Below are 15,414 nucleotides of genomic sequence, written 5' to 3' on the forward strand. Positions count from 1 at the left end.
AAAATACTCATGAAAAACAATGAAACGAACATCAGAATGTACAAATGGAGGGGAAATGTCATCTCAAATCATGAATTATACAGTCCAAATACCTCTCAGCATCGTTCCAATAAAGAAACCAACCGTTTGACAAGAGAAGCCATCTGTACGGCATTAGTCTTCTTGATCCAGGAACAGCCTTTTGACAAAATCACCATCACCGATATTGTGAAGCGCGCAGGGGTTTCTCGAACAGCCTATTACAACAACTATTCCTCCAAGCAAGAGATCCTGGTGGATTTGGTCGATTCGCTTATTTTCGAAATTAATCAAAAACTCTTACCTTACACCAATGAATTAACAGGCAAAGCTAAAGAACCTCAAAAATTTATCAAAGTGCTTTTTGAAGTTATTTTTCAGCAGCGGAACATCTACAAAGCACTTCAGAGTGCAAAGTTTGATGATGTAATTCTGGATTGCTTGAATGAAATGATGCTTTCTACTGCTCATGACAAAAGCGACGAGAATGTGTACCGAATATACTTTAAAGCGGGGACCCTCTATAATGTTCTCCTTAAATGGATACAATCAGACTTTGCAAAATCCATTGACGAAATGACCAAAATTTGTCTTGAGGTATACCATACTCCAATGTCCCAGGAATAAGGTTTAAAAATCGTGTTTATAAATGAAAAAACAAAGAAACCACGGAACCAAGTTCGGCTCCGCAGTTTAATTATCAACCCTATTATTGAAATTGAATTTGTTTCATGTACTCTTTGAATGCCTCAGCGATTTCTTTGTATTTTGTATGATGCAGATAATGTGAACCTTCCATTGGGATCATTTTGCCCTGTGCGGATTGTTTGACTTGCTCCTCATGCAGCGGAATCCACTGTTTATTGTGCTCGTTGTTCGATTGAACGAAGAGAAGCAGCGGCAAGTCATTTGGCATTGTGAGTTTTTCTCCATTTTTGAAATTGGAACCGAGGTGGCCCAGTTCATTCATCAACGTTGGATTGGTCGCGACTTGATTCGAAATCAAACGCATCTGTTCTTTGGTATGCTCATCGAACGCAAGCGATTCATAGGGATCTCCGCTCACTTTTTGGACCAATCTCATTAGACCTGATTTTTGAAGAAATTTCATGGCGTTCAAAGGTAATTTGACATCCATTCCGGGTTGATTGGGAACGCTGCTATCGATGCCGACAAAAGCAAGAACTTCATCCGGATATGTGTTCACATAGGTCGCTCCGTAAAGTCCCGCGATGGAATGTCCCATTAGAATGTAACGGTCTAAACCCAGTTGCTGCACTGCTTCGTGAACCTCACTTACTATATTCTCAGTCGTTCTCTCCTTCTCGGTTTCATCGCTCAAACCATAACCGAAAGGCTCGACCACCACGACTTTATAATTAGGGGTAATTTCATCGATCAGCAATTTGAAATCAAGTGCAGGCGTCGGGGTTCCTTGTCCCGGTAGGAGTACAACCGTTTGTTCACCGCTGCCTTGAATAAGCACATTCATTTTTTTTCCATCCACATTGACATACTGGCCATACGATTCGATTTTCTTTTTCTCTACCCCATCGCTAATAGAATCAACGATAAAAACGATGCCCATGAACAACACGAGCGCCCCTACAATACCTCCGATTATTTTTAACCATAGGTTCCGTTTCTTGTGGCTCTTAGTCCCTGTTGTTTTTAATTCCACCTTATTTGCCACGTTCATCTCTTCCCTTCCTTGTCCCTGTATCTGAAGTGCCGCCTTGACGACATATTCAAAGTGTAATCAATCAAGATGTACCCTTCGTGACGACAATATGAACGGAATATGAACAAGTCAAAAAAAAGAGTTTTTAGATCAACATCAAATCGGAAATGAAATAATGTTATTGTCTTTTGCTCAAAAAGCAGCGCCTCTCATTTAGAGATCGCTGCTTTTTATTGTTTACTTCATTATATGTGTAGGTTCTCACTATTCTATTATTTCTCAGCACAAATCATGAACATTGGTGTTGACCGGTTTAAGACTTGCTGTTTCGCATCCAGTACTTTGGCGTTCAAATTCTCTTCAGCAAAAATATTAGCGAAGCCTTCTTTTTTGAGAGTCCGTATATCCCACTCGGGACGCCATTCTCTGGTCAGCGGCAATACAAGACTCAGACGGTCTGTCTCCTCTATGTCCTTATGATGCGGGAGTTCACCAAAGCCCTTATCTACATAGTTTTGCTGATCCTCTACTCGCTTTTGCTGCATCTCTTCGTCCCAGAGATGGCGATTCCAGTTGGCATCAAAAACCAGCAGCCGTCCCCCAGGCTTAAGTACTCTTCTCCACTCTTTGTAGGCTGACTGCGGATCGGTAAGGCTCCAGGTGACATTGCGGCACACGATCAGATCGAAGCTCTCCGCAGCAAAGTCAAGCTTGTGCGAATCCATCTTGCGGAAAGTAACGGTTACACCTTCCCGAATGGAGTGGGCACGTGCTTCTTCCAGCATATTGTCGGTACAATCGATCGCAGTAACCAGATGCCCGGCACTCGAAAGAATCACAGAGAAGAAGCCAGGACCGCAGCCAATATCTAGGACATGCAGTCTTTCCTTCTGCGGTGCATTAGTGAGAATAAGCTTCAGCCAGGCTTCCCGCTGGAATCCGTTGAGTTCCTTCTGAATGCCTTCGCTGTACAGCTCGGCTTCGCCTTCCCAATACATTTCCACCTCTTGTTGTATACCCATTTATCATTCACTCCTTCTTGGCAAGTATCATGAACCGGTTTACATTCTGGTAACCGTATTTCAAATAATCTAGCGGCATCGCACGGGCAGGGATAAAGTTCCGGTGAACATCTATGGTTCGGAACCCGGCCTGTTTCAGCGCTGTCTCGTCAGCTTCAGGCCGTAATACATTAACATATGGCAACTCGCTTAGCAGGCTTTTATCTTGACTGCTTCGCTGGCGGATTCTTTGTTCTGTGAGCAGAATCAGTGTCCAGGACAAGGCATACCAAAGTCTACGGAATACAGTCTTGCTCTCTTTATACAAATAGTTGCCGTCAAAAACAATCAGGGTCCCGCCCGGTTTTAGAATCCGATACCATTCAGCATAAGCCCTCTGTGGATCAGGAAGCGTCCATACTACATCCCTGCAGACCACTGCCTCAAAGCTATTCTCTAGCTCCATATGCAAATCGGCAGCATCAGCGACATAAGCTGGAACTTTATATCCATAACTCTCAAAATTTCGTGAAGCTCTATCGATCATTCCCTGAGAGGTATCCACCGCTGTAGGCAGATGACCCATCTGTGATAAGAGTATGGAGAAAAAGCCAGGCCCTGTTCCCACATCCAGCACCTTTTGCTGGGGAGTTGTTCCCAACCCTTTAATAAGCAGTTGTTTCCAGAGGTTTATGGTTTTTTTGCTGCGGAATTGAGTCTGTATGACTTTGTCATAACTCTCCGAGCTTGATGTCCAGTATTTCGAAATCTCTTTTAACATCATTTTTCTCCTATGTCGAGTAGATTCCAGAAGACCGGCATAAAGGTGGAGTACCCCGGTTTAAATCCAGTCACTCTATTATTTACTGCCAAGATATCGTCAGGGAAATAAATAGCTGCAAACATAGCCTCCTGATACAATTTGGAGAAAATGGAGTCATATGCGGTCTGACGTTCCTGAATATCGGTTGTTCCTACTGCTGTGTCAATCAGTGATTCTAGTCCAGGATCAGACCATACGACAGCAGATGCGTCAGCTGTTTTATGAAATAGGGACAGCAAGAATGCATGCGGATTATAAGCATCATCATAAGTCCGGTACATGATTAGATCATAGGCTTTGCTTGTCCATAAGGCATCATAATAAGCATTCGGCTCAAGAACCTGAAGATTCACTCTAATGCCAATCTCCTTTAACTCAGACTGAACCAGTTCACTGATGGACTTCCATTCGGGATATTCAGCCTGCTGCAGCACGAAGTTAAGCTCAAGCTGCGCTCCGTCCTTCTGTACAATTCCATCTCCGTCCGAATCCGTGTAACCGGCAGCTGCTAGCAGTTGCTTCGCTTCCAGCGGATTGAAGCCGTACCAAGTATTATTGGACTCCGTCACATAAGGAACTGTCAGCGGGAACAGGCTTTGAGCTTCACTGCCGATACCGTCCATAAGATCTTCGACAATGCTTTTTTTATTAATTGCCAAATTGATAGCTTTTCGCACATTCAGATCTTGAAGTGCGGGCGTTTTGTAGTTAAAGATCATGAAATGAGAGTTTGTTCCTTGTGCTTTTTGCAAAGTTAGTGAAGAATCCGCTTCAATCACTGGCACGCTTTCGACTGGAATCTTTCCCATTTGTCCCCCGGCAATGTCAATGTCTCCAGCTTGCAGCGCTAGTACTCTGGACTGTGGATCTGGGATTACCTTCAAAATAATTTTCGACAGCTTCGGCATTTCTCCCCAATACTTCGGATTTCTGACGAGTATGGCTTCCTGATCTGTTTTGTAGCTCTCTGCCATCCATGCGCCAGTTCCAATCGCTTTAATGAATTTACCCGTAATATCTCCTGCGGGTTCCACAGCGGAAGGGCTGATAATTCGGACCGGTCTTGCAAAGGATAACTCGGTTAAGAAGGGATAATACGCTTTGTTGAATGTCATTGTGATCGTATGTTCGTCCACAACAACAAGGGATTGCATCGCAGTTGCTACATTTAACGAATTGGCTGGATCCTTAATCCAGCGTTCGAAGGAGAATTTAACTGCGTCGGCATTAAACTCCGTACCGTCAGAGAATTTGACGTCATGGCGAAGATGGAACGTATATACTTTCCCATCTTCTGAAATATCCCAAGACTCCGCAAGCGACGGCAGTATTTCGCCTTTTTCACCATACTCCACTAACCCCTCATATATCATCGCGTGCACATTCATCGAACCATCATAGGCACCGGCATCCAATCGGTCTATACCGGCATCAGACGATATAGCAACAGTGACTGTCTTGTCCTGAGCTTCAGATCCTTGTGCAGCTTCATTATTGGCGGTATTATTGGCTCTAGCCGTAGAATTGCTGTTATTACTGTTGCTGCAACCTGATATCAACACAACTATTACAAGAAGCATAAAGAATAACGATTTTGATAATAGGTTTTTTGTCTTAGGGTTCGTTCTCATTCTTGGTACATCCTTTCTCTACTTAACATCATAGGAATGGCTGGGTTGCCACTCCTCTCCCAGTCTCTTCTTTCTTAAGCGGGGGTCCTGCACAGGTACCGAGGAGAGCAATGTTTTTGTATAAGGGTGGTCTGCTTGCTGCAACATGGTTGCACCCGATTGCTTCTCTACAATTTCCCCTTGACACATCACAGCCACACTGTCGCAAAAACGATTTACAACTGACAAGTCATGTGTAATGAATACATAGGATAATCCCAGCTCATGCTTCAATTCCTGCAGCAGATCCATCATTTGCTTTCGCAGGGTGACATCGAGACTTGAGAAAGGTTCATCGCAGATAATCAACTCCGGCCGCAAGGCGATTGCGCGCGCAATTCCGACCCTTTGCTGCTGTCCGCCGCTGAGTTCATGCGGATAGCGGTGAATATGCCGCCTTTCAAGTCCCACAAGCTCAAGTGTGTCTGCTACCGTGGCCCTGCGGGCTCCAGCCTTCCTCTCTCCATAGTTTCGAAGAGGCTCCCCGATAATTTGCTCTACCGTAAACAACGGATTAAATGAAGCCAGACTGTTCTGAAACACCATCTGCATCTTCCTGCGGATCATGCGCATTTCGCTAAAGGTCCAATCCGTATAATCCTCGTTCCGGTACATAACTCTTCCGGAGGATGGTTTCTCCAGTCCCAGCAGAAGTCTGGCCAAAGTGCTCTTACCACAGCCACTTTCCCCCACTAAACCAAGGGTCTCACCGCTCTCCAGACTGAGAGACAGGTTGTTGACGGCATGAACACTTCTGGCATTACGTGTGAACCACCCCCTTTCCATCCCATATTTCTTGTTCAGGCTTACCGCTTTCAATAACTTCAAGATCACCACGTCCCTGAAAAATGTAATATTACCGTTGTTATCTGCACTCCATTAAGTATTTAGTATAGGGATGCACGGGATTAGAAAAGAGTTCAAACACATTGCCTGATTCCACAATCTTCCCGGACTTCATCACATATACATAATCTGCAAGCTCCGCAACAACGCCAAGATCATGGGTAATTAATAGGATGCCGACATTGTTCGTCCATCTGATTCGGTCTAGCTCTTTAAGAATCTGGGCTTGAATGGTTACATCCAATGCCGTTGTAGGCTCATCTGCAATTAGCAATTGTGCTCCGGATACCAGGGCGATGGCGATCATTACTCTTTGACACATACCACCGCTAATTTGAAAAGGATATTTATTGAAAAGCAATTTAGGCTCGCTGAGCCCTGCTTGCTCCATCTGCCTCATGGCAAGCAGCTTTGCTTCTTTTCCCGATATACGCTTGTGCAGTTTAATCGTCTCCATGATCTGCCTGCCAATAGTAAGTACCGGATTCAGCGCGTTCATAGGATCTTGAAAGATAACAGCCATTTCTGTTCCCCGAAGTTTCTGTAACTGACGGCTGGAGCACTCACGTAGATTGTTACCCTTAAGCCAGATTTCTCCACTCTCAACTATGCCTGGAGAATCTACTAATCCTAATATGGACATTGCCGTAACACTTTTACCGCTGCCGCTCTCACCTACAAGTGCGACAATCTGCCGGGATTTCACCTCGATACTGACATCATCAACCGCTGTAACTTTATAACTGCCTGTGTGAAAGCAGGTGCGTAAATGACTGACCTTCAGCAGTGGAGACTCTGCCATCATATTCTGGCCCCCCACTTTACTACAGAATTGAAAGCACGCTCTGGTTGTCGCAAGCCTTCTCCCAACAGATTAAAGCCCAGAACCGCCAGCATGATCATCATTCCCGGAAATAGCATCAACCGCGGCTCCGTTTGAATATAGGCACGGCTGTCGTTCAGCATTACTCCCCATTCCGGTGTAGGCGGCTGAGCTCCCAAACCCAGAAAGGACAAACCCGCAATGGAGAGCATAATCGTACCCACTTCCATAGAAGCAAGAACCAGAATAGGCCGGGCTGCGTTCAGCAGAATATGCCTGAAAATAATTTGTAAATGAGAAGTGCCTGACGCTTTGGCCGCTGTAATATATTCACTTTCCTTGATTTGAAGGACCATACTGCGTATCACTCTGGCATACCCCGTCCACCAGACAGCAGCAAATGCGATTAGCAGATTCTTCATACTGGGACCTAGCATGGCTGTAATAGCAAGTGATAGGATTAAGCTGGGAAAGGCAAGCAATATATCTATGATCCGCATAATCAAATGATCGATCTTGCCGCCAGCGTAACCAGCCAGTAAACCAACAGGGATGCTAATCGCAAAAACAACGATCAACACCATAAACGAATAATTTAGGGAGGTTCGGGTCCCATAGATTAACCGGGATAAGACACAGCGTCCCAGATGATCCGTACCGAGCGGGTATTGCCAGGAAGGTATAGCCAGTTTGTGTTCCATGTGAATCTGCAGCGGATCGGAAGGTGAAAGCCATGGGGCAAAGAGTCCAACGGATATGAACAAAAGTACTATGCCCGCTCCTAACCTTGCTCCCTTATTCTTAAATAAGCTAATACGAAATATGACAATCCGCTCCTTCTAAATCGTCACCGCAGCCTGATTCGCGGATCCAGCAGCAGATGTAATAAATCCACTGTCAAGTTAATCAGGACAACGACAACAGCCATCCATAATACGTAACCCTGAATGACAATATAGTCTTTCGCAAAAATCGCCTCAACGGCATACTTACCAATTCCCGGCCAAGAAAATATAGTTTCAACAATAACGGAACCGCCTAATAGCCCCGCTATGTTAACCCCAAGGAGGGTAAGACTCGGAAGAAGCGCATTACGAAGTGCATGCCGAATGATTATTCTCCATTCCTGCAGCCCCTTAGCTCTAGCTGCTGTGATGTAACGCTTGCCCAAAACGTCTAGGAGACTGGAACGAATCAAGCGGATGTAGACTCCTGCCATACCAAATCCTAGTGTGAAGGCAGGTAGAATGACACTGGATACCCCATCCATTCCCATCACAGGAAATAGCTTAAACTTCACCGCACCATAATAAATCAGAAGCAGACTTAGCCAGTATCCTGGCATTGAAACACTGAGCATTGCACATACTCTTCCCAGTCGATCAAGCATTCTACCCGGATATAATGCAGACCCCACTCCTATCGGCAGGGCAATAAGAATAGCGGACAATACGGAACAGGCACTGAGCAGTATAGTTGCCGGAAAACGACTCATCAGCTCTGTGAACACTGGACGACCGCTGCTGTAAGATAAGCCAAAATCGAGATGGGATACCCGGTTCAACCAGTGAAAATATTGCTTATGTACAGGACCATCCAGACCAAGTGTATGTCTGGTCGCCTCAATAGCTTCCTGCGTAGGTTTGATGCCGTCAGCACGCAGCATGATCTCCGCTGGATCACCTGGTGTTAAATGCATCAGCGCAAAGGTAATGCAAGAGATGCCGAGCAGCACGGGGATGAGCTGCAATAAGCGTTGCAACAAGTATCGATTGATGGCATTCAACTCCAAAATCTTAATCGTAATAATTACGATTATAGCATAATCTTTTTAAATTAATAGTCTTAAATTGATTTATTTTATGTAGGACATAAAAAAATCAACCCCTATTAAATGAGTTGATCTTTAAACATTTGGTCTCTGCACAGTCGCAACTATTTTTCACAATAATATTGTCAAATCCTTAGGAATCATGTCATTATAAGTAGGTTCATATTAAAAATAACAATAAAGGAAGTGTGTATTTGAGTCGGTTCAATCTAGTCCTCATCTATGTTTTATCCATCATGATAGCTTTTCTTTTAGGAATTTACGTGGCCCCTAGCGTTGAAACACGCTTGAATGGGCAGACTGTGGCAAGTAATCCCGTTATCGAAGAAATACCGCCTAGTACCGCAGATAAAGCTGCTATTGCTGCTGAATCCAACACTACTGGATCCAATCCTATTGAATCAGATCCTACTGAATCTTCACCTTCACCTTCCCCGGAAGCCGTTGTCTTGGAAGATATGCCTTCGGACGATGATACTGGACCCGTTGGTGATGACTCTGAAGATCTGTCAGTAGCAGATACCCCATCCGGTCAAGGGATTGGTGCGCCATTAGAATTCAAGTATAGTACGAACTCTGCCGATGCTGTTAAGCTTACTTGGGAAGCTGACAACTTAACTGGAAAAAGGATCAATTATTACACTGCCCACATCAGCACGTTTAATCCAGTAGGCGATCCTTCCAATGATCAGCTGAACGGTAAGAGCAGCTTTTCGCTTAAATATGTGGGGCCGGTTGAGCCCAATGATACTTTATTTATTTTCAGTGATTTTACATATCAGAATACAATACATACGATTATTATTGACCAGCTCACACTTCAATATGATGATGGTACTATCGAGACCTTCGACTATGGTTACGAAACTACCGATGATAGCGGCCTATAATCCACATGATTTGCAGCCCTGGTGCGAACCAGGGCTTTTTGCGAGGCACAATTGAACTAATGGTAATGTAAAAAACGAAGAGCGGCCTGGAATCCGGCGCTCTTCGTTTTTTACTTTTATTGTTACTGTCAGTCTGTTTAGCGGATGACCGTTACCTTGATCGTATCACTGGCAGTCACTCCCGCCGCGTTGACCAGCTCCGCCCGATATTCGTACACACCGGCAGTGCGTCCGCTGATAGTGGTTGCTGCACTTTGTGCCGAAGGCGTATGGGCATTCAGCGGCTGCGAGTCGATGAGCTCCCCGTTCTCATACAGGCGGTATTCTGTAGCGTTAGTCCCCCACCACAGATTCATCGACACCTTATAGGTGCCATCTCCGTCCCAGTTATCTTCGGATAGTATCGGCTTACCCGGCGCGGAGTCACTTATGGTGACCGTAAGCGGATCGCTCTTGGTCGTGCCATATTTGTTGATTAACTCCGCAGTGTAAACATAAGTGCCGTTCACCTTACCATGAAGCTCTGTACTTGCCGTCTGGGCAGCCGGCGATACATCTTTCAGTGTCTTGGAATCAATCAGTGTGCCGTTCTCATAGAGTTTGTAACTCGTGCCGTTATTACCCCACCATAGGTTCATGGTGACTGTATAGTTACCATCACTAAGTCCATTAGCATAGCTGCTGTTGGAGGATAGCACAGCTTGTCCTGGCTTACCAGACGCAATCACCTGGCCGCCAATAACCTGGAACGTATTGTTCTTTTCAGTTGTATTGCCGGCCGCGTCATGCACGATGTATTTCACGGTGTGGGGGCCGGCGCCTAAATCGGCGGCGCTCAGGGTCTGGCCTTCGGCAATCGGTCTTCCATCTAATAGAAGCTGTTTCGAGGTTACACCTGACAATACATCGTCAGCAGTCAATTCAAAGGAAAGCTGCGCTCCTTCTTCTACATCTCTCACCTCATGACCGGATTCTTTCAGTTCGGCAACCGGTGGAGCCGTATCAATATTGAGGTTCAGCGTCTTTAGATCTTCCGCTTTGCCTTTTGCCGGCACAGCATGGTATGTCAATGTATGCCGCCCATCTTCCTTCAGGTTCACAGGTGTACTGTACTCAGCTTCCTTGTTGCCGTTCAGCGAGTAATAAACATTAGCTGTATCTGTATTCGCCTTCAGGGTAACGGTGACCGGCTGGTTAAACCAGCCGGAAGCATTAGGCTCGGCAGAAAGCGTCGCCGTTGTTACCGGAGCCCCCTCTTCTGCTGCTGCGGCGAAGTCATCGAGGCTTCTCGGCTTGAGCTGGTAGATGCCTTTAAAAATTGCGGAAACACCTGTAATATTAAGTTTCTGTCCTTCTGTATAAGGGAAGTTATCCTTAGTAATGCCTGTCCGGGCATCCACGCGCACATGATTGCTTGTCCCGTCGGCATTGACGGCGTCGAATTCAAAGGAGCCGCTTGGCGTAGCGTTGATAATGTTCGCCACGGTCACACCGTTCAGTTGAACCAATTGGCCTTGGTTGGCATCATTCACCATACTCGCCGCAATCGGCTGCGGCAGTGTCGCCGTGCCCGTCTTCGCAATTTGCACTGCTTCTGTCAGCTCCAGCTCTGTGTTGTACAATGCGGTGGACGCTGTTACCTTGACCTTATCGCCAACGTGGAAGCCGCTCTGACTCTGAAAGACATAAACCCCACCGGTTCCATCTTGGAGATAGAAGGACTGTCCGCCGAAGATACCCGGCTCAGTCGTCACGGTCCCCTCCACCGTTACCAGTGATCCGGCTGCCTTAGCCCGGGAGTCGCTGATAGAGATTGTAGCCGGAATGGGATCTTCCTCAGCCGGAAGCGGTTCAGCAGGAACATTGCCCAGCGTCACCGATTCAGTCTTGAGGTTTGTACTGTTCTGGCGGAGGCGCAGATTGGATGCAGCTGTGGTGCCCGGCTTGATCTGGATCGTCAGATCCTTATAGGCATGACCGTTCAGATCAGCTGTCAGATTGAATGAGGAGCTATAGCCGTAGCTGCTTGGCCAGGTACCGTCGCTGTTCTGAATCTTGGCGATTTGGGCGCCGCTGCTTACCTGGTAGACACCTACCTGGAAGCCGGATACGCTTGTGCCTGCAGGAAGATTATCTGCACTCACCCGAATCTGAAAATTCTGTGCATTTGGCAGCACAGCCTGGTGCGTGAAGTTATAAACCGCACTTGCAGTGGCTGCCGGTCCGCCGTAGGAGCCTGCTTTGAAGGTGCTGCGATCATACCATTTGTAGCCAGCATTAGGTTGAGCCCAAGGCTCCGGCTGCGGCTCAGTGGACAGCGCCGGCTCCTCGAATGGCAGCAGTGTTGTCGGCTGATCTAGCGTCAGGCCATTCACCTGGGTGAAATCCGTATAGCTCTCCTGCTCGGCGAGCCAGTTCACGGTGTTAACCAGCAGTGTGGCATCGTCCACTTCCTTGAAGCCATCGTAAGTTGTTTTCTTGGCGCCGGTATCTTCGCGCAGGTATTTCGGTGTTGCATCCTCTACAGGAGATGAGTCACCGATGAAGGCTGCCTTGCCGGCGCCTTTTTTAGCAACTGCCACATAGGGACCTTCTGCCACACCGCCGCCGTTATAGACCCCCTGGTCTACGGCATTGGCCCAGGCAGCATTGGTTTGCGGCAGGTAGACGATACCTTTCGCACGGGTTGGGTCTAGAATGGCCAGCGTGGAACCGGCATGCATAGCTACCGCTGATACGCCCGTTGTAATGCCGAAGGCTTGATCGGGAGCTACGACGTTGGTTGCGTTAATGTCGCCAAGCGCATTGTAGCGGAAACGGACACCGAACTCGTCCGCCAGCCAGTCAGAGCTAACCACACCCTGCATGGCTGCAGAAGCGACCTCATCGGCATTCATGCCTTTGGCTGGATTGTCCCATGCTCCACGGCGGTAGCCGTTGAAAGCTTCTGAACCATCCCAGCGGTTTTTGTTGCGGTCGGCGTTATAATGGTCACCGATGAAGAAAATACTGCCGCCATCCTCCACATATTCCGCCATCGCAAGCTGCTCGCTTGCTTTGTAGGGCACGTTGGATTCGGCGACGATGTAGACATCATAATCGGAAAGATCACTCAAAGTAATTGGAGTCGTCTTGCGGAGTTCTTTGACATAATAGCCTTCCTGGGCAAGGGCATTCCCAAAGTCTGAAAAAGCGCCGTCAATCACCCAATCGGCTGCTCCCGCAGTCTGCTCATGGGTGTTGTCGAACAGGATCTTCTGGCCTGCATGCTCATTGACGACTTTGGCCTCAATGTACGGCGCAGGATCGTTTGGTCCTTCTGCGAATACCGCCGAACCGGCTCCGAACGTGAACAGCTGAAGTGGTACGGCCACCGCCACAGCTAGAGTGCTGTTCATCAGCCTCTTTTTCCAAACTGAATTCTTCTCCTTCATACCCTTCCTCCTCAAGATATAGTCCGGTGAGTAATTACCATAAATACCCACCTGTTAGACATCTACTATCCTATCTCAAAACAATTAAAAAAAAGATAGATTTATGTAAACTGCTGTAAAAATTATACTTTTGGCCTATAAAACGGGTCGAATATAGAAAGGGTATTATGAAAAAAGTCACAGTTGCTGAGGCTTATGATGAAGGATTGGACTATCGGCATATTAGCAAAAAAAAACGAAACGGATAAATGCTCCGTTTCGCTCTCTCCTAATTTACTGATAACCAAGTAACAAATTCACAATCGTATCAAGCTGAAGCTCTAATGAAAAAGGATCTTCCATTACGAATTCATCATGATAATTATCACCATACAAATAAACTTTGCCATTTTTCACTGCAGGGATGCCTTTCCATATGTTACTTTCCATTGCTTTATTGGTAGCATCCGCATCGCCATTATAAACAAAAACATAATCACCTAAATATTCTGGAAGCACTTCTAATGAAATCGATTCAAATCCCTCCGCCATATTTTTTGCACTTTCTGTTGGAGGCAGCTGAAGCATATTGTATATAGTGGAAGAACCATAGTTTCCTCCCTTTGCCGCTAAGACGTATACCGCCTTTTGTGAAAACTGAACAATCGAAACGGTTTCCCCTTCCTTGATAACCCCGGCAAGTTTAGACTTTGCTTCAGCTACTTTCTGTTCATATTCCGTAATCCATTCTTCAGCTTCTTTTTCTTTTCCGAATATTTTGCTTACACTCCTAAATTTATCAAGCGGCCCTGCTGTTTTTAACCCCTCCCAATAAGGCAGAAAAACAGTGGTCCCAATTTTCTCATATTGTTCTATGTTCTCATTGATCGAACCGATAATTAAGTCCGGATCTAGCATCGTTAATTTTTCCAAATTTAAAGGGAAATCCCCTAAATCCTCAATTTTCTCGATCGTTTCTTTGGGTATGTCCGCTTTTTCCATCCAGCCTTCATCCAGCATAAACGTTCTTGCTCCGATGGGTACAACTCCTAATTTCAATAAATGCCCCATATATTGGTCAGCCGCCACTCTTTTCGGCTCTGCTGGTACTTCCACATCTCCCTTAGGCGTTGATACTATTCGAGTGTTCGTACTTTCTTCTGATGTTGCTTGATTTACGGTTCCATTCCCATTACTTTGTTCCTTCGTAGCAGTACCCGTCCCACTTGAGCAAGCACCTAATAATAGAGAACCGCAAAGCAGTAAAGCAGCCGTCGTCTGAGATTTTGTCATTTTAAACATATGTAATTCCCCTTTTTCCGTATTATGATAATGATTATCATTATTAATATACTGTTGAGCGATGGGTTCAAAAATAGAGGATGTGGGGAAGTTTAATGGACTTTCAGCAACTTTTGGCCGCTGTGACTCTTTTGTTCTAAAATGTGCAGGGGATACACCTTTTCTTTTCTTGAAAATTCGGCTGAAATAATATACGTCTTTATAACCAACGCTTGCTGATATTTCCCCGACCGAAGCATCTGTTGTCATTAAAAGCTCTGTTGCAAGTTCAAGCCGAAACCGAATTAAGTAATCAATCGGACTCATACCTGTGTACTCTTTAAACAAGGATGACAAATGATAAGCACTGAAATTAAATACTTCCGCAAGAGAATCTAATGTAATTGGCTCCGCATAGTACTCCTGAATGTAGGTGATTACTTGGACTGCAACACTGGTCTGTTTCACCTCAGTCTCTTTTCTATGTAATTCTTTTAAAACCTGATGAATGAATTGATAAAAAAGTGATTTTACGTTGAGTCTCTCTTCTTGCTCGTTCCATTTTTGATACATCAATTGCATTTTGTTATAAAGTAAAATGGGTGCATCAGGGGAAAAACAATATTGTGATTGGAACAGATCCTCCTCTTGAATCCATGCACGGTAATAAATGATATAGTAAACAAAATTCTTACTTGTCGGAACAATATTAAGTATCGCCCCTTTCCCGCTATGCAGGACTTGAAATCCTGTAAAAGAAAATTCAGAGTGATCTAACTGAACTTGAGCGCTCCCTTGTACCGAAAGTAAAAATATACTGGCAGGAATCTTGTACTTATGAAGAATTTCACCTTGAACTCTTTCAATATGGCGTACATCCAATAACTTGACCGTCGCTTGGTCCCAAAGCAATATTTCATTGCTTTTGTACATAATGACTACCCCTCCGTTATCTGTCTAATCCTCATCATAAATGATAACCATTATCAATAACAGCTTATTTCGTTTATTTGTCTCTACTACGTTCCTCTTTCAATTGTAGATGGTGGAGCGACATGCGGTAGTCAACCGTTATCGTCTCTTTGCTATAAGTCAATATAATAATAATTCTGTATTGAACTGCGGGAATTTTATATA

General features: G+C 45.4%; 12 protein-coding genes. 2 read left to right on the forward strand and 10 right to left on the reverse strand.

Going from position 1 to position 15,414, the window contains the following annotated elements; all coding sequences use genetic code 11:
• The first annotated feature begins 36 nt into the window (after window positions 1–36).
• Window positions 37–645, forward strand: a complete 609-nt coding sequence (locus MHH63_RS12340; protein ID WP_341171594.1) for a TetR/AcrR family transcriptional regulator — start codon at window positions 37–39, stop codon at window positions 643–645.
• 82 nt (window positions 646–727) lie between these two features.
• Here the strand turns inward: MHH63_RS12340 and MHH63_RS12345 are convergent, their stop codons facing one another.
• The 8 genes from MHH63_RS12345 to nikB form a co-directional block, all read right to left on the reverse strand.
• Entirely contained in the window at window positions 728–1,717 is a 990-nt protein-coding gene (locus MHH63_RS12345) for an alpha/beta fold hydrolase (protein ID WP_341171595.1), read from the reverse strand.
• A 254-nt stretch (window positions 1,718–1,971) separates the two neighbouring features.
• Complete coding sequence (locus MHH63_RS12350) at window positions 1,972–2,721, reverse strand: class I SAM-dependent methyltransferase (RefSeq protein WP_076306592.1); 750 nt, start codon at window positions 2,719–2,721, stop codon at window positions 1,972–1,974.
• A 7-nt stretch (window positions 2,722–2,728) separates the two neighbouring features.
• Window positions 2,729–3,481, reverse strand: a complete 753-nt coding sequence (locus MHH63_RS12355) for a class I SAM-dependent methyltransferase (RefSeq protein ID WP_076277353.1) — start codon at window positions 3,479–3,481, stop codon at window positions 2,729–2,731.
• Window positions 3,481–5,154, reverse strand: coding sequence for a nickel ABC transporter substrate-binding protein (locus tag MHH63_RS12360; protein ID WP_076277352.1), 1,674 nt, complete (start codon window positions 5,152–5,154; stop codon window positions 3,481–3,483). The genes MHH63_RS12355 and MHH63_RS12360 overlap by 1 nt, the downstream gene beginning before the upstream one ends.
• A gap of 18 nt (window positions 5,155–5,172) precedes the next feature.
• The gene (locus tag MHH63_RS12365; RefSeq protein ID WP_076217688.1) at window positions 5,173–6,021 is read right to left on the reverse strand and encodes an ATP-binding cassette domain-containing protein; all 849 of its coding nucleotides are present in this window, start codon (window positions 6,019–6,021) and stop codon (window positions 5,173–5,175) included.
• Between the two features lie 37 nt (window positions 6,022–6,058).
• Window positions 6,059–6,844 carry an ABC transporter ATP-binding protein gene (locus MHH63_RS12370; protein ID WP_076126508.1) on the reverse strand — a complete coding sequence of 262 codons (786 nt, stop codon included), beginning with the start codon at window positions 6,842–6,844 and terminating at the stop codon, window positions 6,059–6,061.
• Window positions 6,841–7,686 (reverse strand): nickel transporter permease, encoded by an 846-nt coding sequence (gene nikC / locus MHH63_RS12375; protein WP_076279698.1) that lies wholly within the window; start codon window positions 7,684–7,686, stop codon window positions 6,841–6,843. The genes MHH63_RS12370 and nikC overlap by 4 nt, the downstream gene beginning before the upstream one ends.
• Window positions 7,687–7,709: 23 nt before the next feature.
• Entirely contained in the window at window positions 7,710–8,624 is a 915-nt protein-coding gene (gene nikB, locus MHH63_RS12380) for a nickel ABC transporter permease (RefSeq protein WP_256716026.1), read from the reverse strand.
• Between the two features lie 305 nt (window positions 8,625–8,929).
• Here nikB and MHH63_RS12385 point away from each other — a divergent pair, with 305 nt between their 5' ends.
• Entirely contained in the window at window positions 8,930–9,583 is a 654-nt protein-coding gene (locus tag MHH63_RS12385) for a hypothetical protein (protein WP_248548635.1), read from the forward strand.
• 137 nt (window positions 9,584–9,720) lie between these two features.
• Here MHH63_RS12385 and MHH63_RS12390 read toward each other — a convergent pair whose 3' ends face one another.
• Window positions 9,721–13,017, reverse strand: a complete 3,297-nt coding sequence (locus tag MHH63_RS12390) for a chitinase N-terminal domain-containing protein (RefSeq protein WP_341164826.1) — start codon at window positions 13,015–13,017, stop codon at window positions 9,721–9,723.
• Window positions 13,018–13,290: 273 nt separating this feature from the next.
• Window positions 13,291–15,210, reverse strand: coding sequence for an AraC family transcriptional regulator (locus tag MHH63_RS12395; protein WP_341171596.1), 1,920 nt, complete (start codon window positions 15,208–15,210; stop codon window positions 13,291–13,293).
• Between the last annotated feature and the right edge of the window lie 204 nt (window positions 15,211–15,414).

This window comes from Paenibacillus sp. FSL H3-0310 (assembly GCF_038002785.1).
In the GTDB taxonomy this organism is placed as follows: domain Bacteria; phylum Bacillota; class Bacilli; order Paenibacillales; family Paenibacillaceae; genus Paenibacillus_AQ; species Paenibacillus_AQ odorifer.

Excerpts from the sequence above, each read along its gene's own strand:
- MHH63_RS12370 (WP_076126508.1), bottom strand. The coding sequence starts at position 6,844 with ATGATGGCAGAGTCTCCACTGCTGAAGGTCAGTCATTTACGCACCTGC.
- MHH63_RS12345 (WP_341171595.1), bottom strand. The coding sequence starts at position 1,717 with ATGAACGTGGCAAATAAGGTGGAATTAAAAACAACAGGGACTAAGAGC.
- MHH63_RS12390 (WP_341164826.1), bottom strand. The coding sequence starts at position 13,017 with ATGAAGGAGAAGAATTCAGTTTGGAAAAAGAGGCTGATGAACAGCACT.
- MHH63_RS12350 (WP_076306592.1), bottom strand. The coding sequence starts at position 2,721 with ATGGGTATACAACAAGAGGTGGAAATGTATTGGGAAGGCGAAGCCGAG.
- MHH63_RS12340 (WP_341171594.1), top strand. The coding sequence starts at position 37 with ATGTACAAATGGAGGGGAAATGTCATCTCAAATCATGAATTATACAGT.
- MHH63_RS12360 (WP_076277352.1), bottom strand. The coding sequence starts at position 5,154 with ATGAGAACGAACCCTAAGACAAAAAACCTATTATCAAAATCGTTATTC.
- MHH63_RS12355 (WP_076277353.1), bottom strand. The coding sequence starts at position 3,481 with ATGTTAAAAGAGATTTCGAAATACTGGACATCAAGCTCGGAGAGTTAT.
- MHH63_RS12385 (WP_248548635.1), top strand. The coding sequence starts at position 8,930 with ATGATAGCTTTTCTTTTAGGAATTTACGTGGCCCCTAGCGTTGAAACA.
- MHH63_RS12395 (WP_341171596.1), bottom strand. The coding sequence starts at position 15,210 with ATGTACAAAAGCAATGAAATATTGCTTTGGGACCAAGCGACGGTCAAG.